Raw genomic sequence first — 20912 nt, 5'->3', positions numbered from 1 at the left:
CGTTCGTTTCTGACAAGACAAAGGAGTTGCGGGTGATTGCATTGATCCAACGGGTATCCGAGGCCAGCGTGACCGTGGAGGGAGAGATCGTCGGTGCCATCGACGGCGGTCTGCTGGTGCTGCTCGGGGTAGAGCAGGGGGATGATGAGGCCAAGGCCGACAAGCTGCTGCACAAGGTGAGCGGCTACCGGATCTTCTCCGATGAGGCCGGCAAGATGAATCTCAATGTGAGTCAGGCGGGCGGCAGCTTGCTGGTTGTCTCCCAGTTCACCCTTGCGGCGGATACCGGCAAGGGGATGAGGCCCAGCTTCTCCGGTGGCGCCCATCCGGTGGAGGCCGAGCGACTCTACGATTATTTCGTCGCTCAAGCGAGAGCGGGCGGCCTGCCGACCGAGACCGGCCGCTTTGCCGCCGACATGAAGGTACGGCTGCTCAACGACGGCCCCGTGACCTTCTGGCTACAGGTCTGAGATCCAGTTTGTTATTTTGATAAAACGATATTTATCAGCGTAACTTGCTGTATTGTGTCGCTTTAATAGTCACTAAAACTGCCTTAAGCGCCGCCATTCATCTTGTCGGCGGCCTCCCTTGGCCGATCACGGCCGACTTGATGCGGGCTGACTGATCGTGTGCAGGATGAGGTTGCGGTAGCCGGGCACGGCGTGGGCCTCGGTGGGGCCAACCCACTCCCGGGCCAGTCGCAGCGCCTGTTCCTGCTCCAGCCGGGTGCGTGGCAACAGGTTGATGATGAGGGTGCCGCACAGGCGCCGGGCCAGCGCCTGATAGAGCGGGGCCTGGAACAGCAGCAGCGGGTTGCCGTCCTGGTTGAACAGATCCAGCAGCACCAGATCGTAGCTATCCTGGCTCTGGAGCAGGAACTGCAGCGCATCGGCATGGTGCAGTCCTGGCCTGTGTCCCGAGGATGGCTGAAAGAACTGCTGGAACAGGGTGAGGATCTCGGCGTCCAGATCCACGCAGTCGTGCTGCGCCTCGGGCCAGCGTGCGGCCAGATGGCGGCTGAGATCGCCGCCGCCGAGCCCCAGCTCCAGGATGCGGCTCGCCTGTGTGGGCAACTGAGCCGCGATGTAGCGCTGATGGGGCAGGCAGAGGGCGGCCGGGTCGGCGAGGCTCATGGCCGACTGCACCACACCGTCCATTTCCAGCCAGCGGTGCTGGCCATTTTCCAGCACACAGAGCCGACGCTCGGCTTTGACGCTGAGGTGCAATAAGTGGTCGGCTTGGTACGCTTGCAGATTGAAGTCCATGAATTTGCACGGCAAGATGGATTTCGACCAGTGTAACTCAAGGATGTATCTATGTACCGGGTGGTCACCCCCCAAACCCCAGCCGAGCTGGATGCCTGCTATCCGTTGCGCTGGGAGGCATTGGTGCGCAAGCCCTTCAATCTGTCCGTCGGCGCCAACTCAAGGATCGCTTTATGTACCGGGTAGTCACTCCTCAAACGGCAGCCGAGCTGGACTCTTACTACCAGCTGCGCTGGGAGGTATTGGTGCGCAAGCCCTTCAATCTGTCCGTCGGCGCTAACTCAAGGATCGCTTTATGTACCGGGTAGTCACTCCTCAAACGGCAGCCGAGCTGGACTCTTACTACCAGTTGCGCTGGGAACTGCTGCGCAAGCCCTTCAATCTGCCCATCGGCTCCGAGCGGGACGAATACGACAGCGTCGCCATTCACCGGCTGATGCTGGCCGAAGATGGCACCCCCATCGCCGTCGGTCGGCTGTTCGTCGGTGGCGACGAGGCCCAGATCCGCTTCATGGCGCTGCGCCCCGAGTTTCGTGGGCAGGGGCTGGGGGCCCGCATGGTGGAGGATCTCGAGCAACTCGCCCGTGACGAGAAGGTGAAGCGGCTGGTGATGAATGCGCGCCAGGAGGCGGTAGAGTTCTACCGCAAGTGCGGCTTCCTCGAGGTGGGGGAAGGGCCTGTCTCCTTCGGTCGCATCGCCCACCGCCAGATGATCAAGTCCCTGAGCCCGCTGCAGACCATCCAGTACCGCCCGGAGTGGTGCCAGGATCTCACCACCCGCTGGTCGAGGGGCATTCCCATCAGCGAGAAAATGGGGGTCCACATCACCCATTACGACGGCCAGACCTTCCATCTCAAGGCCAAGCTGGCGGCCAACCTCAATGTCCACGACACCATGTTTGCCGGCAGCATTTACAGCCAGTGCGTGCTGGCAGGCTGGGGCCTCATCTGGTTGCAGCTCAAGGAGGCCGGGCTGGGGGGCGACACCGTGCTGGCCGAGGGCAACATCAAATACCACAGGCCGGTGAGCGAGGAGCCGGAGGCCAGGGTGGCCCGGGAGGGGATGCCCGCCGTGCTGGCGCCGCTCAAGGAGGGGGAGTCGGCCAAGTTCAGCCTCAAGGTGCAACTGTTCAGCGGCCGCAAGCTGGCGGCGGAATTCCTGGGTCAGTACGTGGTGCTGCCGATCAAGCGAGCCGGGCACTGATCTCTACCTGCCCTCGCTAGCAAACAAGGCCTCATCGTGAGGCCTTGTTTGTTACTGGCTCGCTTCCTGCGCCGATTGTGGTTTGGGCGCTGGTGCCGGTCGCCAGAGCGGGCTGTTGCGACCCTGGGCCGGGTAGCGCACGCCCGGCTCCCAGCCGCAGGAGGCCTGGGCCGGTAGTTCCCAATTCAGGCTGGGAGCGTCGAGCGGACCGCGCCAACGGGTCAGCAGCTCGGCGCAGCGCTGGCCGTTGAGCACGCCGAGATCCAGCTGCCACTGACCCTTGGCCAGATCCACGCCCCCTTGCAGGGCAAGCAGGTGGGTGATGGTGGAGGCGCCGGCCTGCTCGATTGCCAGCTGACCCTGCTCGGCCTTGGCCTGCAGCTTGATGCGATAGAAGGGGGTATCTCCCTGCTGCATCGCCTGCCACAGCGCCGCCGGCGTCAGGCTGGGGGGCTTGCTGCCCTTGAACCAGTCATCCAGCAGGGTATCTATGCCGACCTTGTCCCAGAAGGGATCCTTGGCATCCAAGCTGATCTTGCCCTGCAGGGTGCCGAGCCAGCCATCAGCTGTCTCATTCGGCGTGCCGCTCGGCGTTTTTTGCATGTCCGCCTGCAGGTCGGCGCTGATATCCAGCTTGCCTGCCAGCGAGACAGGGGACGGCGAGTGGGGGTGCAGCAGTTTGTTCCACTGCTCCAGATCCAGCTGCTTGCCCTGCAGTTGCAGCTGGCTGATCTGGCCGGGTGCCTTGCCCCACTGACCGCTCAGGCTGAGGGAGCCCTGATCCGGCAGTGCACTGGTCAGCTTGTTGAGCTGCCAGGCGCTGGGGGTCAGCTCCGCATCGAGCTCGCCGTTGCGGGCACTGAGGCCGTCCCACACCAGCTCGAACCACTTGCTCTCGATCCGGGCCCGGCCGAGCAGGGGCCCTGGCTGGTTGTCGCGCAGGCTGAGATCGGTCAGGTAGAACTGCCAGCCAGTCAGGGAGAGCGGCAGGGCATCGTCGAAGGAGAGCACTTTCAGCCGGTCAAAGGTCAGCTTGCGCACGTCGATCTGCTGGGGGCGCCAGCCTTGCCAATCCTGCCACCAACCGTCCGGCAGGCTGATGTCCATGCCGCTCAGGGTCATCTCCTTGAGGGTCAGCTTCTGCAGATCGGGATCCGCCGCCAGCTCCAGGCTGAACTCTCCATCAAAGGCCTTGCCCTGCAGCTCGGCATCGATCTGCTGGGGTGAGAAGGCGAGTCGCCCCTCGATCCCTTCCAGCTGGAACAGACCGCGGCCGAGATCCGCCAGGGTGCCGGAGAGGTGGCCGCTTGGGCGGCTGCCGGCCTGCCACTCGAAGGAGGTCAGCTGGCCGCTGAAGTTGTTGAGGGCGATCTCCTGGGCGATGGCATTGAGGCTGGTCTGATCGAACTGACCCCGATCCAGACTGATGCGGCGCAGGGGAAACTCGCCCTGTGCGAAGTCGCCGAGTTCGACGCGCATGGCGCGCGCCTTGAGCCCATGCAGTTGCAGGCTGCGCTCGGGCCAGTCCAGCACCATGCCGGTCTCCACCAGGCCATCAAACAGGTTGGTGGTCAGCCTGTCGGTGCTCAGCACCTGGCCCTCCAGTCGGCCCTTCAGGCTGAGGCGGGCCAGGGTGAACTGGGGCGTCTCCAGTTGATTGATGCCGAGGCTGAGATTGGCCTGCGGCTGGCGCTTGGGGTCGATCAGTTCCCAGTCGCTCAGGGTGGCGCTCAGGCCCCGCAGGGTCAGCTGCGGGCTTAGCAGGCTGAGGTTGTCTATGGTGCTGTCGCTGATGATGAGAGAGCGCACTGGCAGGGTCGGCAGCTGGTTGGGGAGCGGCAGCTTGATGATGGGGCGGATGAGATCGAGATGGGCGATGCGCACGTCCCGGTTCAGCCAGTCGATGTTGTCTATCTCCAGATAGATCTTGTCCAGCTGCACCGCGTCCCCGTAGTGCACCTGCTCCGCCAGCAATGTGTAGGGATGCAGTGGATTGAACACCAGCCGGCCGATGGCGACGGGCACGCCGGTCTGCTGGCTGAGCCAGTTGGCGATGGGACCCCGGGCACGCTCGGCGTCGAACAGGCCGAGACCCATCCAGACGAACAGCAGCAGGAAGGCAAAGAGATAGAGCAGGGCGCGTAGCCAGGAATTCATCGGTGCTTTTCTCCTCGTCAGAACCTTGTCAGGCGTTGGAATAGTGATCCCGCAGGCCGAGCCAGCGGCGGATCAAGGGGGCGACATGGCCCGGATGCTTGTCCATCAGCAGGCCTGATCATCATCAGCCTCTTTCCCCTCATCAGGCGTTCGAATAGTGGTCCCGCAATCCCGGCCAGCGGCGGATCAAGGGATCGACGTGGCTGGGATGCTTGTCCATCAGCAGGCCTGATCATCATCAGCCTCTTTCCCCTCATCAGGCGTTCGAATAGTGGTCCCGCAATCCCGGCCAGCGGCGGATCAAGGGGTCGACGTGGCTGGGATGCTGGTCCATCAGCAGGCCTGATCATCATCAGCCTCTTTCCCCTCATCAGGCGTTCGAATAGTGGTCCCGCAATCCCGGCCAGCGGCGGATCAAGGGGTCGACGTGGCTGGGATGCTTGTCCATCAGCAGGCCTGATCATCATCAGCCTCTTTCCCCTCATCAGGCGTTCGAATAGTGGTCCCGCAATCCCAGCCAGCGGCGGATCAAGGGATCGACATGGCTGGGATGTCGGTCCATCAGGAAGCGCGCCATCTTCTGCACCTGGGGGATGAGCGACTGATCGCGCACCAGATCGGCGATCTTGAGATCCGCCAGCCCGGTCTGGCGGGTGCCGAGCAGCTCCCCCGGGCCGCGCAGCTCCAGATCGCGCTGGGCGATCTGGAAGCCGTCGCTGGTCTCCCGCAGCACCCCGAGCCGGCTCTGGGCCGTCTTGGAGAGGGGGGCGTGATAGAGCAGCACGCAGTGGGAGGCCACGGAGCCGCGACCGACCCGGCCGCGCAGCTGATGCAACTGGGCCAGCCCGAGCCGCTCCGGATTCTCGATGATCATCAGGCTGGCGTTGGGCACATCCACCCCCACCTCGATGACGGTGGTGGCGACCAGCAGCTGCAAGATGCCGGCCTTGAACTCCTCCATCACCCGCTGCTTCTCGACCGGCCGCATCCGGCCGTGCACCAGCCCGATGTGCAGGCCGGGCAACAGGTTCTGCAGCTCGGCGGCGGTGTCCTCGGCGGCCTGGCACTCCAGCACCTCGGACTCCTCGATCAGAGTGCAGACCCAGTAGGCCTGCTTGCCCTCCTCGCAGGCGAGTTTGACCCGCTCGATCACGTCGCCCCGGCGGCTGTCCGGCAGGGCGACCGTGGTGATCGGGGTGCGGCCCGGCGGCAGCTCGTCGATGACGGAGGTGTCGAGATCCGCATAGGCGGTCATCGCCAGGGTGCGGGGAATGGGGGTGGCGGTCATGATCAGCTGATGGGGATGAACCCCCTCCCGCTCGCCCTTCTCCCGCAGGGCGAGGCGCTGGTGCACCCCGAATCTGTGTTGCTCGTCGATGATCACCAGGGCGAGGCGCTGGAATACCACCTGCTCCTGGAAGATGGCGTGGGTGCCCACCACCATCTTGACGCTGCCGTCGGCGATGGCGGCCAGCGCCTCCTCCCGCGCCTTGCCCTTCTGCTTGCCAGCCAGCCAGCCCACCTTGATGCCGAGCGGTTCCAGCCAGTGGGCGAAGTTGATGGCATGCTGCTCGGCCAGCAGCTCGGTCGGTGCCATCAGCCCCACCTGGCAGCCGTTGCCGATAGCCTGCAGCGCCGCCAGTGCCGCCACCAGCGTCTTGCCGGAGCCCACGTCCCCCTGCACCAGCCGCATCATGGGGTAGCTGCGTTGCAGATCCTGACTGATCTCCGCCACCACCCGGTTCTGGGCCCCGGTCGGCTTGAACGGCAGGGCGCCGAGCAACTGTTTGACCAGGGTGGGGGCCGGTTTGAGGGTACGGGCCAGCTGGGTCTGGGCCTGGGCGCGGACTTTCAGCACCGACAGGTTGTGGGCCAGCAACTCTTCCAGCACCAGTCGCTGCTGGGCCGGATGCTGGCCGCTCTCCAGCAGCGCCAGCGCCACCGAGGGAGGGGGTCTATGCAGCAGGCGCAGGGCGGCGGCGAGTTCTATCTGGTGCGGGTAGAGGCCAGCGGGCAGCAGCTCCTCCACCCCGTACAGCGCGAGCTGGGCCAGCGCCTGATCGGTGAGGCTGCGCAGGCTGAGCTGGCGCAGACCCTCCGTGGTCGGGTAGACGGGGGTGAGTGCCTCTTCGGTCTGGCCGGCCTGCTCCTCGCCGAGCAGCTTGTACTCGGGGTGGGCCATCTCCAGCCCGTATTTGCCGGGGCGCACCTCACCGAAGCAGCGTAGCAAGCGGCCTGGGGCCAGGCTGTTTTTCTGGGCGGCGGTGAAGTTGAAGAAGCGCAGGGTCAGGCTGCCGGTGCCATCGCTGATGCGGCACACCAGCATGCGGCGGCGGCCCATCACCAGCTGTGTATCCTGGATTTCGCCCTTGACCGCACCGTGCAGGCCCGGCGGCAGATCGCCGATGGGCCACACCTGGGTGCGATCCTCGTAGCGCAGGGGAAGGTGGAACAGCAGATCCTGCACCGTCGCCAACCCCAGTCGTTCGAGTTTCTCCAGCATCTTGCTGCCGACGCCCTTGAGGCTATCGAGGGAGATTTTATCCAATTTCATCAATTAGATGCCCGAAAATACTGTAAATATGTCCAGATGATAGGGGTTGTTGATGGCTCGATGCAAGCCGTGTTGCTGTGAGCCGGGTTGGGTTGCCGCATCTGAAAAAGGCCTGCCGAAAACGGGAGGCCTTTGGATGGGGGCTGAGACGGGCGTTGGATAGCGGCTAATCGACTCAGATGATCCGCTTGAGCAGCAGGTGTGCCTTGACCCTGTGGATGCGGGCCAGCAGTTTGCGGACCTGTTCCGGGTAATCCTTGATCTGCTCTATCTGGTCGAAGTGACTGATGCGACGGGTGTGCGCCAGTATGTTGGCCCGCTCCTCGTTGAACCGCTCGCGCAGGTGGTGATGCCTGTCATGCACCAGCAGGCCGTTCTCCAGATCCAGCGCCCAGGCGCGGGGATTGAGGTTGTTGCCGGTCAGCAGCGCCCACTCCTGGTCCACGAAGAGCCCCTTGAGGTGATAGGAGTTCTGCTCGCAGCACCAGAGCATCAGGTTGAGACGGCCGGCATCGATGTGACGCTGGTTGCGCTCGGCAAACTTGCGCAGGTTGGTCTCGTACAGATAAGGCAGGCCGCCTATGGTGGAGAACTTCTCCTGTGGCGGGATGAAGAAGTCGTTGGCGGTCTTGTCGCCCACCACTATGGTCACGGTGCAACCGCGCTTGAGCAGCGACTCCACATCCTTGCTCAACTCCTTTGGCGGGTTGAAGTAAGGGGTGCAGATGAAGATCTCGCGCTCGGTGGCGCGCACCAGGTTGCGGATCATCCGGTTGAGCTGGTTGCCACGCTTGCCCAGCCCCGCCATGGGGGTGATGGCGATCTCCTGGCTGCTGGCCGGGATGCTCTCGAATCTGTACTGGCTGGTGCGCAAGCTCTGCTTGAAGCGGCGGATCTGGCTCTTCAGCTGCTTGGCACCCGGGATCTTGGTGCGATCCAGTCGCTGGACGGCATCACTGCGCAGAAACACATCATCCACGTAGTTGACCATGCTGCGAGTCAGCGCCTGGCTGCGGATCTGGTGATAACGATCGAAACGGTAGCGATCCTGCTGATGCAGGTAGATGTCGTTCAGGCTGGCGCCGGAATAGAGCAGGGTGTCGTCGAAGATGAAGCCCTTGAGGTGCAGCACGCCGAGCAGCTCGCGTCCCTTCACGGGCACGCCGTAGATCTCGATCTGGTGTTCATGGCGAGCGGCCATCTCCTGATACATCAGGTGATTGCCGCCCTGCTTGCCCTTGCCGATGAGGCCGCGCTGGGCGCGGTGGAAGTCGACGAAGACCTTGATGTCGAGGGCCGGGTTGCGCTGCTTGGCGGCATAGAGCGCCGACAATATCTCCCGTCCCGCCGCGTCATCCTGCAGATAGAGGGCGATCAGATAGATGCGCTGGGTCGCGCCGGCGATGAGCGACAGGATCCGGCTCTTGAACTCTTTGGCGCTGCTGAGTACCTGAAACTGATCCGCGGCAACCGCGATCTGGGGTAAACGTGTCAGCAACTGTCGATAATGTGCCGATGAATGCATAGAGAAACCTGAAATCACGGGGTTAAGCGTTCCACTCGGGGCAATGAATAGGCGATTCTAGCAATCTCGGCGCTGAATACCCAATAAAGAATCCACGTCGGTGTGACCCTGCTAAAAGAATGCGGGTCGGGGAAAGAGCCCGACCCGCATTGAAAGCGGCATGACATGGCAGGTGATTAGAACAGCATGCTGGCCAGCGCCACGATGAGGAAGGCGATGGTGCCGAGCAGGGTCTCCATCACGGTCCAGGTCTTGAGGGTGGTCTTCACATCCATGTTGAGGAAGCGACCGACCAGCCAGAAGCCTGAATCATTGAAGTGAGACAGCACAGTCGCTCCGCCGGCGATGGCGATGACGATGAAGGTCAGATCCAGCTCGCTCAGCCCGGGGGTGGCGGCCACCATGGGTGCCATCAGGGCGGCGGTGGTGGTAAGGGCCACGGTGGCGGAACCCTGGGCTACCCGCAGGGCGGTCGAGACCAGGAAGGCGGCCAGGATCACCGGCATGCCGGTGTCAGAGAGCACGTCCGCCAGGGCGGCACCGATGCCGCTGGCACGCAGTACGCCACCGAACATGCCACCGGCACCGGTCACCAGGATGACGGCGCAGACGGGAGCCAGTGCATCGTTGCAGAATTTTTCCAGCTGTACCTTGCCCTGTTGCTTGCGAAAGAGCCAGACCGCGTAGAGCAGGGTGATCAGCAGTGCGACCGGGGTTTTGCCGACCATGCGCAGGATGTTGACCCAATCAGCACTTTTGTCGACCATTCCCATGGCTCCCAGGGTGTTGAGGCCGGTATCCATGAAGATGAGTGCCAGCGGCAGCAACAGGATGGAGATCACCTGGCCGAAGCTTGGCAGCTGACCGGCCGGGATGGCAGCCGGATCGGTAAAGCTTGGCGGCAGCGGCAGGTCGAATTTCTTGCCGGCCCACAGGCCGTACAGATAAGCCCCCAGATACCAGGTCGGGATGGCGACCAGCAGGCCGACGATGGTCAGCAGGCCGATGTTGGCGCCGAGCAGCTCGCTGGCGGCGACGGGGCCGGGGTGGGGGGGCATGAAGGCGTGCATCACGGCGAAGGCGCCCGCAGATGGCAGTGCATATTTGAGCACAGAGCCACCAAACTGCTTGGCCACGCTGAAGATGATGGGCAGCATGACGATGAGACCCGCATCGAAGAAGATGGGGAAGCCAAACAGCAGAGAGGCAACACCGAGCGCAAGAGGAGCGCGATGGGCACCGAAGCGGCTGATCAGGGTATCGGCCAGCACCTTGGCGCCGCCTGTCATCTCCAGGATCCGGCCGATCATGGCGCCGAGACCGACCAGCAGGGCCACCCCGGCCAGGGTGCTGCCGAAGCCGCCCAGCATGGTCGTTACGACCTGATCGTAGGCCACGCCGGTGGCGAGGGCCGTGACCAGGCTGACCAGCGTCAAGGCGACGAAGGCGTGGATCTTGAAGCGCATTATCAACAGCAACAGCATGATAATGGCACCGCCTGCTACCGAAAGCAGGTAGGCGACATCGGGGGTATTAGCCACACCTTCCATAATTTTTATATCCTCAAAAGTTCCAGTTTTCGTCTTGCACAAATTTGTGCATCACTTCACATGTCGTAACGTTACCGGTAACATGTTACCGGTAACGTGGTAAGTTAGAAGTCATCTACGGTACGTTTTTTGAGAAATGGGATAGAGGTCAAACAATGGCTGGTAAGAGTATTATCGTGATGGGTGTCTGTGGTAGCGGCAAGTCGAGCGTCGGTCTCAAGCTGGCGCAAGCCCTGGGTGCCAAGTTCATCGACGGTGACGATCTGCACCCTCGTGCCAACATCCAGAAGATGGCCAGCGGCGCCCCGCTCGACGATGAGGATCGCGCCCCCTGGCTGGAACGGATCCGTGATGCGGCCTACAGCCTGGAGCAGAAGAACGAGGTAGGGGTGATCGTCTGTTCTGCCCTCAAGCGCCAGTACCGCGATCAGATCCGCGAGGGGAATGACTCGGTGCACTTCCTGTTCCTGGATGGCAGCCAGTCGCTCATTCTCGAGCGGATGCGGGCCCGCAAGGGCCACTTCATGCGCGAGGGCATGGTGCAGAGCCAGTTTGATGCCCTGGAGCGGCCGGATGGCGAGGCCGGGGTATTCCATATCGATATAGACGGGCCCTTCGAACAGGTTGTCGATCGCGCCATCACCACATTGGGGCAGGCCCTGTGAGTCACCTGCCGATCCCGACGGTTACCGACCGCCGTCTCATCACCGTACTGGAGCAATCACTATGACCCACCCTGTCATCACCGCGGTCACCGAGCGCATTCGTGAGCGCAGCCGCAGCCGTCGTGCAGCCTTCCTGGCCCGCATCCAGCGCCAGGCCGCTCAGGGCAAGACCCGCGCCGCCCTGGCCTGTGGCAACCTGGCGCACGCCGTGGCCGCCTCCGGCTGTGACGAGAAGGGCCGTATCCTCGACATGACCCGCGCCAACGTCGGCATCGTCACCGCCTACAACGACATGCTGAGCGCCCATCAGCCCTATCAGGGCTACCCGGACCAGATCAAGGCCGCGCTGGCCGAGCTCGGCCACAGTGCCCAGGTCGCCGGCGGCGTGCCCGCCATGTGTGACGGCGTCACCCAGGGCCAGCCCGGCATGGACATGTCGCTGTTTTCCCGGGATCTCATCGCCCAGGCCACCGCGCTGTCGCTGTCCCACAACACCTTCGACGCCACCCTGCTGCTCGGCATCTGCGACAAGATAGCCCCTGGCCAGATCATGGGGGCGCTCTCCCATGCTCATCTGCCCACCGCCTTCGTGCCCGCCGGCCCCATGGCCAGCGGCATCAGCAACGACGAGAAGGTGAAGGTGCGCCAGCAATATGCCGCCGGTGAGGTGGGGCGCGAGGCCCTGCTGGAGATGGAGTGCGGCGCCTACCACTCGGCCGGCACCTGCACCTTCTACGGCACCGCCAACACCAATCAGCTGGTGTTCGAGGCCATGGGCCTGATGCTGCCGGGCTCCGCCTTCGTGCATCCCCACAGCGAGCTGCGCCATGCGCTGACTGCCGAGGCGGCCCGTCGCATCAGCGCCATGATCCCCGGCTCCCCGGCCTATCGTCCCCTGAGCGCCGTGCTGGACGAGCGTTCTCTGGTCAACGGTCTGGTGGCCCTGCTTGCCTCCGGCGGCAGCACTAACCACAGCATCCACATGGTGGCGCTGGCCCGCGCCGCCGGTCTGGAGCTGACCTGGGACGACTTGAGCGATCTCTCCGAGGTGGTGCCGCTGCTGGTGCGCATGTACCCGAACGGCCCGGCGGACGTGAACGCCTTCGAGCAGGCGGGCGCCGTGCCCGGCCTGATGCGCCGTCTGGCGCAGGAGGGACTGATCCACATGGACGCGACCCCGACGTTTGGCGAGATGCAGGATTACCTCAGTCGCCCCGCACTGGTGGAGGGTAAGCTGGCGTGGCAGTCGGTGGGCGAGAGCCAGGATCCGAGCGTGTTGTCAGTGTCCGGCGCCCAGTTCCAGGCCACCGGTGGCACCAAGTTGCTGTCAGGCAACCTGGGCCGCGCCGTGGTCAAGGTCTCGGCCGTGGCGCCAGAATACCGCGTCATAGAGGCACCCGCCCGGGTCTTCTCCTCTCAGCATGCGGTGGAGGCGGCCTACCAGGCCGGTGAACTCAATCAGGATGCGGTCATCGTTGTGCGCCACAATGGCCCGGCCGCCAACGGCATGCCGGAGCTGCACAAGCTGATGCCGGTGCTCGGCAACCTGCAGAAGGCGGGTCACAAGATGGCGCTGGTCACCGATGGCCGCCTGTCCGGTGCCTCCGGTAAGATCCCGGCCGCCATCCACGTCACCCCGGAGGCGCTGCACGGCGGCGCCATCGGCCTGTTGCGAGACGGTGACCTGCTGCGGGTGGATGCCGAGACCGGCCGCCTGGATTGCCTGACCGATTTGACCGGCCGTACTCAGGCCGACATCGACCTCAGCCTGGAACAAGAGGGCTGGGGCCGTGAACTGTTCAGCGTGATGCGTCGCGCGGTATCGAGCGCCGAGTGCGGCGCCACCATCTTTGACTAAGAGCTGACTAAGGAAGAGCTATGCAAAACTGGAAAGTGACTCCCGCCGAGGTGTTTGCCGCCTCCCCCCTGGTACCCGTGATGGTCATCAACGACCTGGAGCAGGCCCTGCCGATGGCCAAGGCGCTGCTCGACGGCGGCATCTCTGTGTTCGAGATCACCCTGCGCACCCCGGTGGCCCTCGACGCCATCGCCCTGATCGCCAAGGCGATGCCGGATGCCATGGTCGGCGCCGGCACCGTGCTCAACTGCGCGCAATTTGATGCCGCCGTGGCCGCCGGTGCCCGCTTCGTCATCTCTCCGGGCATGACACCTGCGCTGCTGGCCCACGCTGCCAAGAGCACGGCACCGCTGATCCCGGGGGTGGCAACCCCGTCCGAGGTGATGCAGGCGCTGGAAGCGGGCTACGACCACCTGAAATTCTTCCCGGCCGAGGCCAATGGCGGCACCAAGGCGCTGGCCGCCATCGCCGCACCTTTGCCTCAGGTGCGCTTCTGCCCCACCGGCGGCATAGGCCCGAAGAACGTGGCCGACTACCTGGCGCTCAAATGCGTGGCCACCGTCGGCGGCTCCTGGATGCTGCCGGCCGATGCCATCAAGAGCGGCAACTGGGATGAGGTGACTCGTTTGTCTCGTGAGGCGGTTGAGCTGGTTAAACGCTAAGCGCATATCGTTTAGAAAAACCAAACAGGCCACCCAAGGGTGGCCTGTTTTTTCATGGGTGTTAACGAGCGGCGCGCGCTTCTCTCTGCCGTGGGGAGAGGGGTCGGGGATGAAGTCAGCCCAGACTTTCTCCCTGATAGAGGGAGAAACCCAGGTCCCGGCAGGTCTCGGTCAGCGACTGGCCATTGAGCCGGGCCAGCAACATGGTCGCCGCCTCGCGGCCTATCTCCTGGCGCGGGGTGATGATGCTGGCGAGCTTGGGGGTCATGGCCTGGCCGATGTCGAGGCCATTGCTGCCGGCGATGGCGACCTGCTGCGGCACGGGTATCCACTTGGCTTGGCACTGCAGCAGGGCACCGACCGCGAGATCGTCGTTGGTGCAGAACAGGCCGTCGAGATCGGGATAGCGCGTCAGCGCCTGTTGCAGCAGCTGGCCCCCCAGGGTGAAGCTGGAGGATTGCTCGGTCAGCAGGTGCTGGCCCTCGAGGCCATAATCGCTCATCGCCTGGTAGTAGCCCTCCATCCGCAGCTGGGTGCGCACGTCGAGCCGGGCGCCGAGATAGACCACCTTGCGCCGACCCCGCCGCAGCATCTCTGTTACCATGGCCCGGGCGGCGGCCCGGTGATCCATGCCGGCCACCATGTCGATGGGGGTCTGGGGCAGATCCATGGTCTCCACCACCGGAATGCCGGCGGTGGCGATCATCTTGCGGGTCCGCTCGGTGTGCTCGCTGTCGGAGAGGATCAAGCCATCCACGTTGTAGGAGAGCAGGGCTGCTACCTGTTCCTCCTCCCGCTGCGGGCTGTAGCCGTAGTGGGCGAGCAGGGTCTGGTAGCCGGCGGGGCGAGTCACCGCCTCTATGCCCTGCACCAGGGCGGAGAAGACCTGGTTGGAGAGCGAGGGGATCAGGATGCCGATCGCCCTGCTGGTGGCGTTGGAGAGCATGTCCGGTGCCCGGTTGGGGATGTAGCCCAGCTCCTCCACCGCGGCGGCGATGCGCTCACGGGTGCCTTTGGCCACGGCACCGGGATCGCGCAGGTAGCGGCTGACGGTCATCTTGGTGACCCCGGTCAGATCGGCGATGTCTTGCAGGGTGGGGCGGCGTTTGCGGGTGTCGTTCATCTCGAGATCCGTCAGAAATGTTACAGGTAACATTACCGTTTTTACGCCATGGTGTCAGCATATGACGCCATAAACAGGGGGAAGCTTGGAATGATCAAGGGTAAAACGTTCGAGGGGAAGCGGTTCGAGCAGCAGGAGGTGGAGGGAGAGCAGTTCAGCGATTGCCGCTTCATCGGCTGCAACTTATCCTGGCTCGACCTGAGCGAGAGCCGGTTCGTCGACTGCAGCTTCTATGAGCGCGAGCGCGAGCTAGGCTGCCAGTTGCAGGGCTGCGATCTGCGGGAGGCCAGCTTCCTGCGCTGCGATCTGACCCTGGCAGATCTGAGTCGCAGCCAGTGCCTCGGGCTGGAGATGCGGGATTGCCAGGCCATGGGGATCAACTTCGCCCAGGCCAGCTTCGCGAACCAGATCACCGTCAAAAGTTACTTTTGCGAGGCGCATCTGACCGGCAACAACTTCAGCTATGCGGACTTCGATGGCTGCCTGCTGGAACGCTGCGAGCTGAGTGGCAACCGCTGGCAGGGGGCCAGCCTGCGAGGAGCCTCATTGGCGGGATCCGATCTCAGCGGCGCCGAGTTCGGCCAGATAGACTGGAGCAGCTTCAACCTGCAGGGCTGCGACCTGCGCCAGTGCGATCTGCCCGGGCTGGATCTGCGCCGGGTCAACCTGGACGGGGTGCAGATAAGCGAAGAGCAGCAGGGGCTGCTGGAGCAGATAGGCCTGATCGTCTTCCCCTGAATTGCCCGTCGAAACGAGGTAAGTTTTCATCATCTGGCGCTGGCACCTGGCGAAGGACGGAATGAAAAAAGCCTGCAAGATGCAGGCTTTTTTCATTGATTGAGAGCGAGGATGTCAGCGCTTTGCCAACCACTTGGTGGGGTTGATGGCCTCGCCTTGATAGCGGATCTCGAAGTAGAGGCCGGGTCTGTCCTGGCCGCCGCTGTCACCGACCAGGGCCACGGGCTCACCCTGTTCCACCTTCTGGCCGACCTGGCGCAGCAGCGACTGATTGTGACCGTAGAGGCTCATATAGCCCTTACCATGGTCGATGACCAACAGCATGCCGAAGCCATCCAGCCAGTCCGCGTAGACCACCTGACCCGCCGCCACCGCCTTGACCTGGGTGCCTTCGCTGGCGCCGATCAGGGTGCCCTTCCACTTCAGCTCGGCGGTACGGGCCGAGCCATAGGAGATGAGGATCGGGCCCTGCACCGGCCAGCGCAGGCTGCCGTTGGTGCTGAGGCCGCCGTAGCCGTTGGTGCTGGCCTTGGCGCTGCTGCGCGCGGCGGCTTGCTGCTGCGCCACCCTGTCTTGTTGCTCGGTGACTCGCTTCTGCTCGGCGGCGAGCCGTTGCTGCTCGCCGGCCTTCTGCTGTTGGGCCGCGATCAGCTGCTGCTCCGCAATCCTCTTCTGTTCGGCGGCCAGGCGTTGCGCCTCCAGACGACGCTGGCGCTCCTGCTCGGCCTTGAGCTTGGCGAGGCGCTCCCGCTCGGCCCGCTCGCGCCGCTCTTTCTCTTCCTGCTGACGGCGCAACTCTTCCAGCCGGGCTTTGAGTGCCTTCTCCGCCTTGACCAGCTTGGTCAGCTTCTGTTCGTCGTCCTGCACCGACTGCTGCAGCTGGTTGCGCACAGTGGCGCGGCTCTGCTGGCTGGCCAGCAGGCTCTGGTGATGTTGCTGCTGTTCGCTCAGCAGGCTCTGCAGCTTGCTTTCGGTCTCTTGGGTAGCCTGCTGGTTCTTGGCCAACTTGGTGCGGGTGGCACGCAGGGCCTCGATGGCCTCGATACGGGCCTTGTTGAGGTAGTCGAAGTAATCGAGGGCGCGGCTCAGTTTGGCCGGATCCTGCTGGTTGAGCAGCAGCTTGAGGTAATCGTGATTGCCCGCCTGGAAGGCGCTTTCCGCCTGCTTGGCCAGCAATTGCTTCTGATGTTTGGCCTGTTGCTCCAGATCCAGCTTGTCTCGCTGCAGTGTTACCAGCTTCTGCTGGTTCTGCTTGAGTTGCGCTTTGGTCTGATCGAGCTTGGCGGCGGCGGCCGAGATGGCCTGCTCATCGGCCTTGAGCTGGGTGTTGAGCTTGGCCAGCTCCTGCTTGCTGAGCTTGATGGTCTTCTGTTGTTCTTTGATCTCGGACTGCATGGCGCCGAGCTGCTGGTTGGCAGCCAGGGCCTTGCCTGCGCCGAACGACAGACAAAAAAACAGCGCGCCGGCCAACAGGCCGACGCGACTGGTTTTGGTTGAAATAACTTCGTATCCCCGCATGGGGAAGGATTATTTCAGAATCATCAGGGGCTTGCCAGTCATTTCCGGCGGCACCGGCAGACCCATCAGGGTCAACATGGTGGGGGCCAGATCGGACAGTTTGCCGCCTTCCAGCACCTCGGCCTTGCGACCGAAGTAGATGAGGGGGACGGGCAGATTGGTGTGGGCGGTGTGGGCCTGACCTGTCTCTTCGTCCAGCATCTTCTCGGCGTTGCCGTGGTCGGCGGTGATCAGGCATTCGCCGCCCACTTCGGCCAGGGCCTCGGTGACGCGACCGATGCAGTGGTCAACTGCTTCACAGGCTTTGACGGCCGCATCGAACACGCCGGTGTGGCCGACCATGTCGCCGTTCGGGTAGTTGCAGATGATGGTGTCGTACTTGCCGCTCTTGATGGCCGCGACCAGCTTGTCGGTCAGCTCTTCGGAGCTCATCTCCGGCTGCAGGTCATAGGTGGCCACTTTCGGGCTGGCGACGATCTCGCGATCCTCACCGGTGAAGCACTCTTCCTCGCCACCGTTGAAGAAGAAGGTGACGTGGGCGTACTTCTCGGTTTCGGAGATGCGCAGCTGGGTCTTGCCCTGCTTGGCCAGCCACTCGCCCAGGGTGTTCACCAGGGCAGTGGGCGGGTAGGCGCAGGGGGTTTTGATGTCGGCTGCGTATTCGGTCAGCATCACGAAGTTCAGGGCCGGGGTGACGGCACGAGCGAAGCCGGTGAAGTCGCTGTCGACGAAGGCGCGGGTGATCTCGCGGGCACGGTCGGCACGGAAGTTCATGAAGATCAGCGCGTCGCCATCCTGCATGGGGGCGGCGGCACCGATGCGGGTGGCCTTGACGAACTCGTCGTTCTCGTCGCGCGCATAGGCATTGGCCAGGGCTTCGCTGGCGCTGTCGGCGGTGAACTCGCCCTTGCCCTGAGTCATCAGGTCATAGGCTTGTTGCACGCGATCCCAGCGGTTGTCACGGTCCATGGCGAAGTAGCGGCCGATCATGGAGGCGAAGCGACCCTTGCCCAGGCGGGCAAACAGAGCATCGAACTGCTCGATGGAGGATTGGGCGGAGCGCGGCGGCACGTCGCGGCCATCCAGGAAGGCGTGGAAGTAGATCTGCTCGGCGCCACGCTTGGCGGCCATCTCGATCATGCCCATGATGTGCTCTTCATGGCTGTGTACGCCACCCGGTGACATCAGACCCATGATGTGCACGGCCTTGCCGTTGGTCACGGCGCCGTCAACAGCCTTGGCCAGCTCGACATTCTGGAAGAAGTCGCCGTCCTTGATCTCTTTGGAGATGCGGGTCAGCTCCTGATACACGATGCGACCGGCACCGATGTTGACGTGACCCACTTCGGAGTTGCCCATCTGACCATCCGGCAGGCCCACGTCCAGGCCGGAGCCGGAGATCAGGGTGCTGGTGTAGTCACGGGCGAGGCGGTCGAGGTTGGGGGTCTTGGCGGCAGCGACGGCGTTGTGCTCTTGCTTGGTGCTGTAGCCCCAACCGTCCATGATGACCAGAACCAAAGGTTTCTTAGCTGTTGACATAAGGCTATGTCCTCTCGGATAGGAATGAATTGCGGGAAGTGAAACTAGCGTAATATTACTACATCTGCCGAAATAGTCACCTGATAGCCAAGTCCCTCTGTGGCCTGACTTTTTGGTTGTTAAGACCGCGTTTTAGGCATGTTGCCGGCTTGTCTGACGACCCGCATTTTCTCCTCATTTCCCAGGGATCCTGCCGCAGGATCCGCATCCAGGGTCACTTCTTTAGAGGGGGCAATCGGCTGGCAACCCCCGATGGGAGCTTGCTCTCGCTTTGCCGCCAAGATGGCTGATCTTATCAAGGGCCCCATGTATACTCGGGCCCTTGTCTTGGTCCCTGGATAGTAGAAGATGCAAGAGTATTTGGATTTTGCGACCCGCAACCCGCTGCTGACCGCAGCCTGGTTGGGTCTGGCAGGCACCCTGGTGTACACCACGGTGCGTGCTCGTTTTTCTCCGGTCAAGGTGGTGAACAACCACGCCGCCACCCTGCTGATCAACCGTGAGAATGCCACCGTCGTGGACATTCGCAGTCAGGATGAGTTTGCCAAGGGCCATCTGGCCGGTGCCCATCACCTGCCACTCACCCAGATCCAGGCCAACAATCTGGGCCCGGTTGAAAAACACAAAGACGCCCCCATCATAGTGGTGTGCGAGTCGGGGATGACCGCTGGTGGCGCGGGTCGCCAACTGAGCAAGGCCGGTTTCAAGCAGGTATATGTGCTCAGCGGTGGCATGGCCCAATGGCGTGCAGAAAATCTGCCGGTGACCAAAAAACGCTGATTTAAGGGCCTGCGCCCACTCATTTTCTTAAAAGGAATCAAACGAAATGGCTGACGAAATCAACAATCAGGAAGTGCAACCGGAATTCCACATCCAGCGTGTCTACACCAAGGATGTTTCCTTCGAAGCCCCGAATACTCCCCACATCTTCCAGAAAGAGTGGCAGCCGGACGTCAAGCTGGACATGGACACCAAGACCAACGTGCTGGCTGACGGCGTGTTCGAAGTCGTGCTGACCCTGACCGTGACCTGCAAGCTGGAAACTGAAACCGCCTTCCTGTGCGAAGTACAGCAGGCCGGTATCTTCACCATCGGTAACCTGCCTGAGCCCCAGCTGGCTCACTGCCTGGCCGCCTTCTGCCCGAACATTCTGTTCCCGTACGCCCGTGAAGCAGTTGCTAATCTGGTGAGCAAGGGTTCCTTCCCGCAGCTGAACCTGGCACCGGTCAACTTCGATGCCCTGTTTGCCCAGCACATGGCGCAAGCACAGGCCCAGCAGGCGACTGCGGAAGCCTGATAATGGCCGACCAGATCGCTATCTCGGTCTTGGGGGCGGGGTCTTACGGCTCCGCCCTTGCCATTTCTCTGGCGCGCAACGGCCATCCGACCCTGCTGTGGGGTCACGATCCCGCCCATGTCGCCGTGCTGGAACAAGATCGCTGCAACAAGGCTTTCCTGCCGGATGTCCCTTTCCCCACCGATCTGCAACTGACGGCGGATCTGCAGGCCGCGGTGCAAGCCGCACCCGTGCTGCTGCTGGTGGTGCCTAGTCATGTGTTCGGCCAGGTGCTGACCCGGATCAAGCCCTTCCTGCGCCCCGATACCCGTATCGCCTGGGCCACCAAGGGGCTGGAGCCGGACAGTGGTCGTTTGCTGCAGGACGTGGCCCGCGAGGTGCTGGGGGATGAGATACCGCTGGCGGTGATCTCCGGCCCTACCTTCGCCCGCGAGCTGGCTGCCGGCCTGCCGACCGCCATCTCGGTGGCCTCGACCCACGATGGCTTTGCCGACGACCTGTCCCACCTGCTGCATTGCGGCCGCTCGTTCCGGGTCTATACCAATCCGGACTTCATCGGTCTGCAACTCGGTGGCGCGGTCAAGAACGTCATCGCCATCGGCGCCGGTCTCTCCGACGGGCTGGGTTTTGGTGCCAATGCCAGAACCGCGCTCATCACCCGGGGCCTGGTAGAGATGCAGCGCCTCGGTGCCGCACTGGGTGCCGATGCCAAGACCTTCATGGGGATGGCGGGGCTCGGGGATCTGGTGCTGACCTGTACCGACAACCAGTCCCGCAACCGTCGCTTCGGTCTGGCCCTCGGGGCCGGCAAGTCGGTGGAAACCGCCATGACCGAGATCGGTCAGGTGGTGGAAGGCTATCGCAACACCAAGGAGGTGCATCTGCTGGCGGCCCGTTGTGGCGTCGAGATGCCCATCTGCGAGCAGATCTTCAAGGTGCTGTACGAAGGCAAGAACCCGAAAGAGGCGGCCATCGCCCTGCTCAGCCGGGACAAACGCGACGAATAAGAGCAAATCCCATTAGGCTGTTTTACAACGACGCCTACTGAGATAAGCTCCAAGCCTCGCTGATTCGGTTCGCCGGATAGCAAAAGGCCCCGCCATATCCTGGCGGGGCCTTTTTCATGTGCTTGTCCCGTCCTGAATATGGTTTACACCTTTCCCCCCAATAAATGGAGACCCCGATGGGACAAGGTGTGAAACGGACACAGCGCGATTACTCGCTGACTTTTAAACTGGCGCTGGTCGAGCAGATTGA

17 protein-coding genes and 2 pseudogenes are annotated in these 20912 nt (G+C 63.1%); 11 read left to right on the top strand and 8 right to left on the bottom strand.

The window, feature by feature from the left end:
* Nucleotides 1–32: 32 nt before the first annotated feature.
* Complete coding sequence (dtd, locus tag MM194_RS19910; RefSeq protein WP_033131411.1) at nucleotides 33–470, top strand: D-aminoacyl-tRNA deacylase; 438 nt, start codon at nucleotides 33–35, stop codon at nucleotides 468–470.
* Between the two features lie 126 nt (nucleotides 471–596).
* On the opposite strand, the gene MM194_RS19905 is transcribed toward dtd, so the two are convergent.
* A complete protein-coding gene (locus MM194_RS19905) occupies nucleotides 597–1265 on the bottom strand; it encodes a methyltransferase domain-containing protein (RefSeq protein WP_033131416.1) in 669 nt (222 codons plus the stop codon).
* Nucleotides 1266–1316: 51 nt separating this feature from the next.
* Between MM194_RS19905 and MM194_RS22055 the strand changes: the two are divergent.
* The 3 genes and pseudogenes from MM194_RS22055 to MM194_RS19895 all read left to right on the top strand — a co-directional run.
* A pseudogene (locus tag MM194_RS22055) lies at nucleotides 1317–1421 on the top strand (GNAT family N-acetyltransferase); the annotation flags it as partial.
* Nucleotides 1422–1438: 17 nt separating this feature from the next.
* Nucleotides 1439–1543: pseudogene (locus tag MM194_RS19900) on the top strand (GNAT family N-acetyltransferase); the annotation flags it as partial.
* Between the two features lie 17 nt (nucleotides 1544–1560).
* Nucleotides 1561–2469 (top strand): bifunctional GNAT family N-acetyltransferase/hotdog fold thioesterase, encoded by a 909-nt coding sequence (locus MM194_RS19895; RefSeq protein WP_241344669.1) that lies wholly within the window; start codon nucleotides 1561–1563, stop codon nucleotides 2467–2469.
* Between the two features lie 51 nt (nucleotides 2470–2520).
* Here MM194_RS19895 and MM194_RS19890 read toward each other — a convergent pair whose 3' ends face one another.
* The 4 genes from MM194_RS19890 to MM194_RS19875 form a co-directional block, all read right to left on the bottom strand.
* On the bottom strand, nucleotides 2521–4626 hold the full coding sequence (locus tag MM194_RS19890; protein WP_241344668.1) for an AsmA-like C-terminal region-containing protein: 2106 nt from the start codon (nucleotides 4624–4626) through the stop codon (nucleotides 2521–2523).
* Between the two features lie 484 nt (nucleotides 4627–5110).
* Nucleotides 5111–7180 (bottom strand): ATP-dependent DNA helicase RecG, encoded by a 2070-nt coding sequence (gene recG, locus MM194_RS19885; protein WP_241344667.1) that lies wholly within the window; start codon nucleotides 7178–7180, stop codon nucleotides 5111–5113.
* Between the two features lie 175 nt (nucleotides 7181–7355).
* Complete coding sequence (gene pssA / locus MM194_RS19880; protein WP_033132354.1) at nucleotides 7356–8705, bottom strand: CDP-diacylglycerol--serine O-phosphatidyltransferase; 1350 nt, start codon at nucleotides 8703–8705, stop codon at nucleotides 7356–7358.
* Nucleotides 8706–8881: 176 nt separating this feature from the next.
* On the bottom strand, nucleotides 8882–10255 hold the full coding sequence (locus MM194_RS19875; protein WP_052101217.1) for a GntP family permease: 1374 nt from the start codon (nucleotides 10253–10255) through the stop codon (nucleotides 8882–8884).
* Nucleotides 10256–10410: 155 nt separating this feature from the next.
* Here MM194_RS19875 and MM194_RS19870 point away from each other — a divergent pair, with 155 nt between their 5' ends.
* The 3 genes from MM194_RS19870 (at nucleotide 10411) to MM194_RS19860 (ending at nucleotide 13440) form a co-directional block, all read left to right on the top strand.
* Nucleotides 10411–10920 (top strand): gluconokinase, encoded by a 510-nt coding sequence (locus MM194_RS19870; RefSeq protein ID WP_241344665.1) that lies wholly within the window; start codon nucleotides 10411–10413, stop codon nucleotides 10918–10920.
* A 61-nt stretch (nucleotides 10921–10981) separates the two neighbouring features.
* Nucleotides 10982–12778, top strand: a complete 1797-nt coding sequence (gene edd, locus MM194_RS19865) for a phosphogluconate dehydratase (protein WP_033132356.1) — start codon at nucleotides 10982–10984, stop codon at nucleotides 12776–12778.
* A 20-nt stretch (nucleotides 12779–12798) separates the two neighbouring features.
* Complete coding sequence (locus MM194_RS19860; protein ID WP_033132357.1) at nucleotides 12799–13440, top strand: bifunctional 4-hydroxy-2-oxoglutarate aldolase/2-dehydro-3-deoxy-phosphogluconate aldolase; 642 nt, start codon at nucleotides 12799–12801, stop codon at nucleotides 13438–13440.
* A 115-nt stretch (nucleotides 13441–13555) separates the two neighbouring features.
* Here the strand turns inward: MM194_RS19860 and MM194_RS19855 are convergent, their stop codons facing one another.
* A complete protein-coding gene (locus MM194_RS19855; RefSeq protein ID WP_241344663.1) occupies nucleotides 13556–14563 on the bottom strand; it encodes a substrate-binding domain-containing protein in 1008 nt (335 codons plus the stop codon).
* Between the two features lie 90 nt (nucleotides 14564–14653).
* On the opposite strand from MM194_RS19855, the gene MM194_RS19850 reads away from it, so the two are divergent.
* Entirely contained in the window at nucleotides 14654–15301 is a 648-nt protein-coding gene (locus MM194_RS19850) for a Qnr family pentapeptide repeat protein (RefSeq protein ID WP_241344661.1), read from the top strand.
* Between the two features lie 114 nt (nucleotides 15302–15415).
* Here MM194_RS19850 and MM194_RS19845 read toward each other — a convergent pair whose 3' ends face one another.
* Together MM194_RS19845 and gpmM are read right to left on the bottom strand one after the other, a co-directional pair.
* Nucleotides 15416–16819 (bottom strand): peptidoglycan DD-metalloendopeptidase family protein, encoded by a 1404-nt coding sequence (locus tag MM194_RS19845; protein WP_241344659.1) that lies wholly within the window; start codon nucleotides 16817–16819, stop codon nucleotides 15416–15418.
* Nucleotides 16820–16828: 9 nt separating this feature from the next.
* A complete protein-coding gene (gpmM, locus tag MM194_RS19840) occupies nucleotides 16829–18358 on the bottom strand; it encodes a 2,3-bisphosphoglycerate-independent phosphoglycerate mutase (protein WP_241344658.1) in 1530 nt (509 codons plus the stop codon).
* Nucleotides 18359–18706: 348 nt separating this feature from the next.
* Between gpmM and MM194_RS19835 the strand changes: the two genes are divergently transcribed.
* From MM194_RS19835 to gpsA, 3 genes are read left to right on the top strand one after another with little or no spacing between them, the layout of a single operon-like run.
* A complete protein-coding gene (locus tag MM194_RS19835) occupies nucleotides 18707–19138 on the top strand; it encodes a rhodanese-like domain-containing protein (protein ID WP_033132362.1) in 432 nt (143 codons plus the stop codon).
* Nucleotides 19139–19184: 46 nt separating this feature from the next.
* Nucleotides 19185–19655 (top strand): protein-export chaperone SecB, encoded by a 471-nt coding sequence (gene secB, locus MM194_RS19830; protein ID WP_033132363.1) that lies wholly within the window; start codon nucleotides 19185–19187, stop codon nucleotides 19653–19655.
* A gap of 2 nt (nucleotides 19656–19657) precedes the next feature.
* On the top strand, nucleotides 19658–20662 hold the full coding sequence (gene gpsA / locus MM194_RS19825; protein WP_033132364.1) for an NAD(P)H-dependent glycerol-3-phosphate dehydrogenase: 1005 nt from the start codon (nucleotides 19658–19660) through the stop codon (nucleotides 20660–20662).
* Nucleotides 20663–20912 lie beyond the last annotated feature (250 nt).

The organism is Aeromonas sp. MR16 (assembly GCF_022549315.1).
Taxonomy (GTDB): Bacteria; Pseudomonadota; Gammaproteobacteria; order Enterobacterales; family Aeromonadaceae; genus Aeromonas; species Aeromonas aquatica.
The sequence above is the reverse complement of the archived record's forward strand: the minus strand, read 5'-3'. Positions and strand labels throughout refer to the sequence as shown.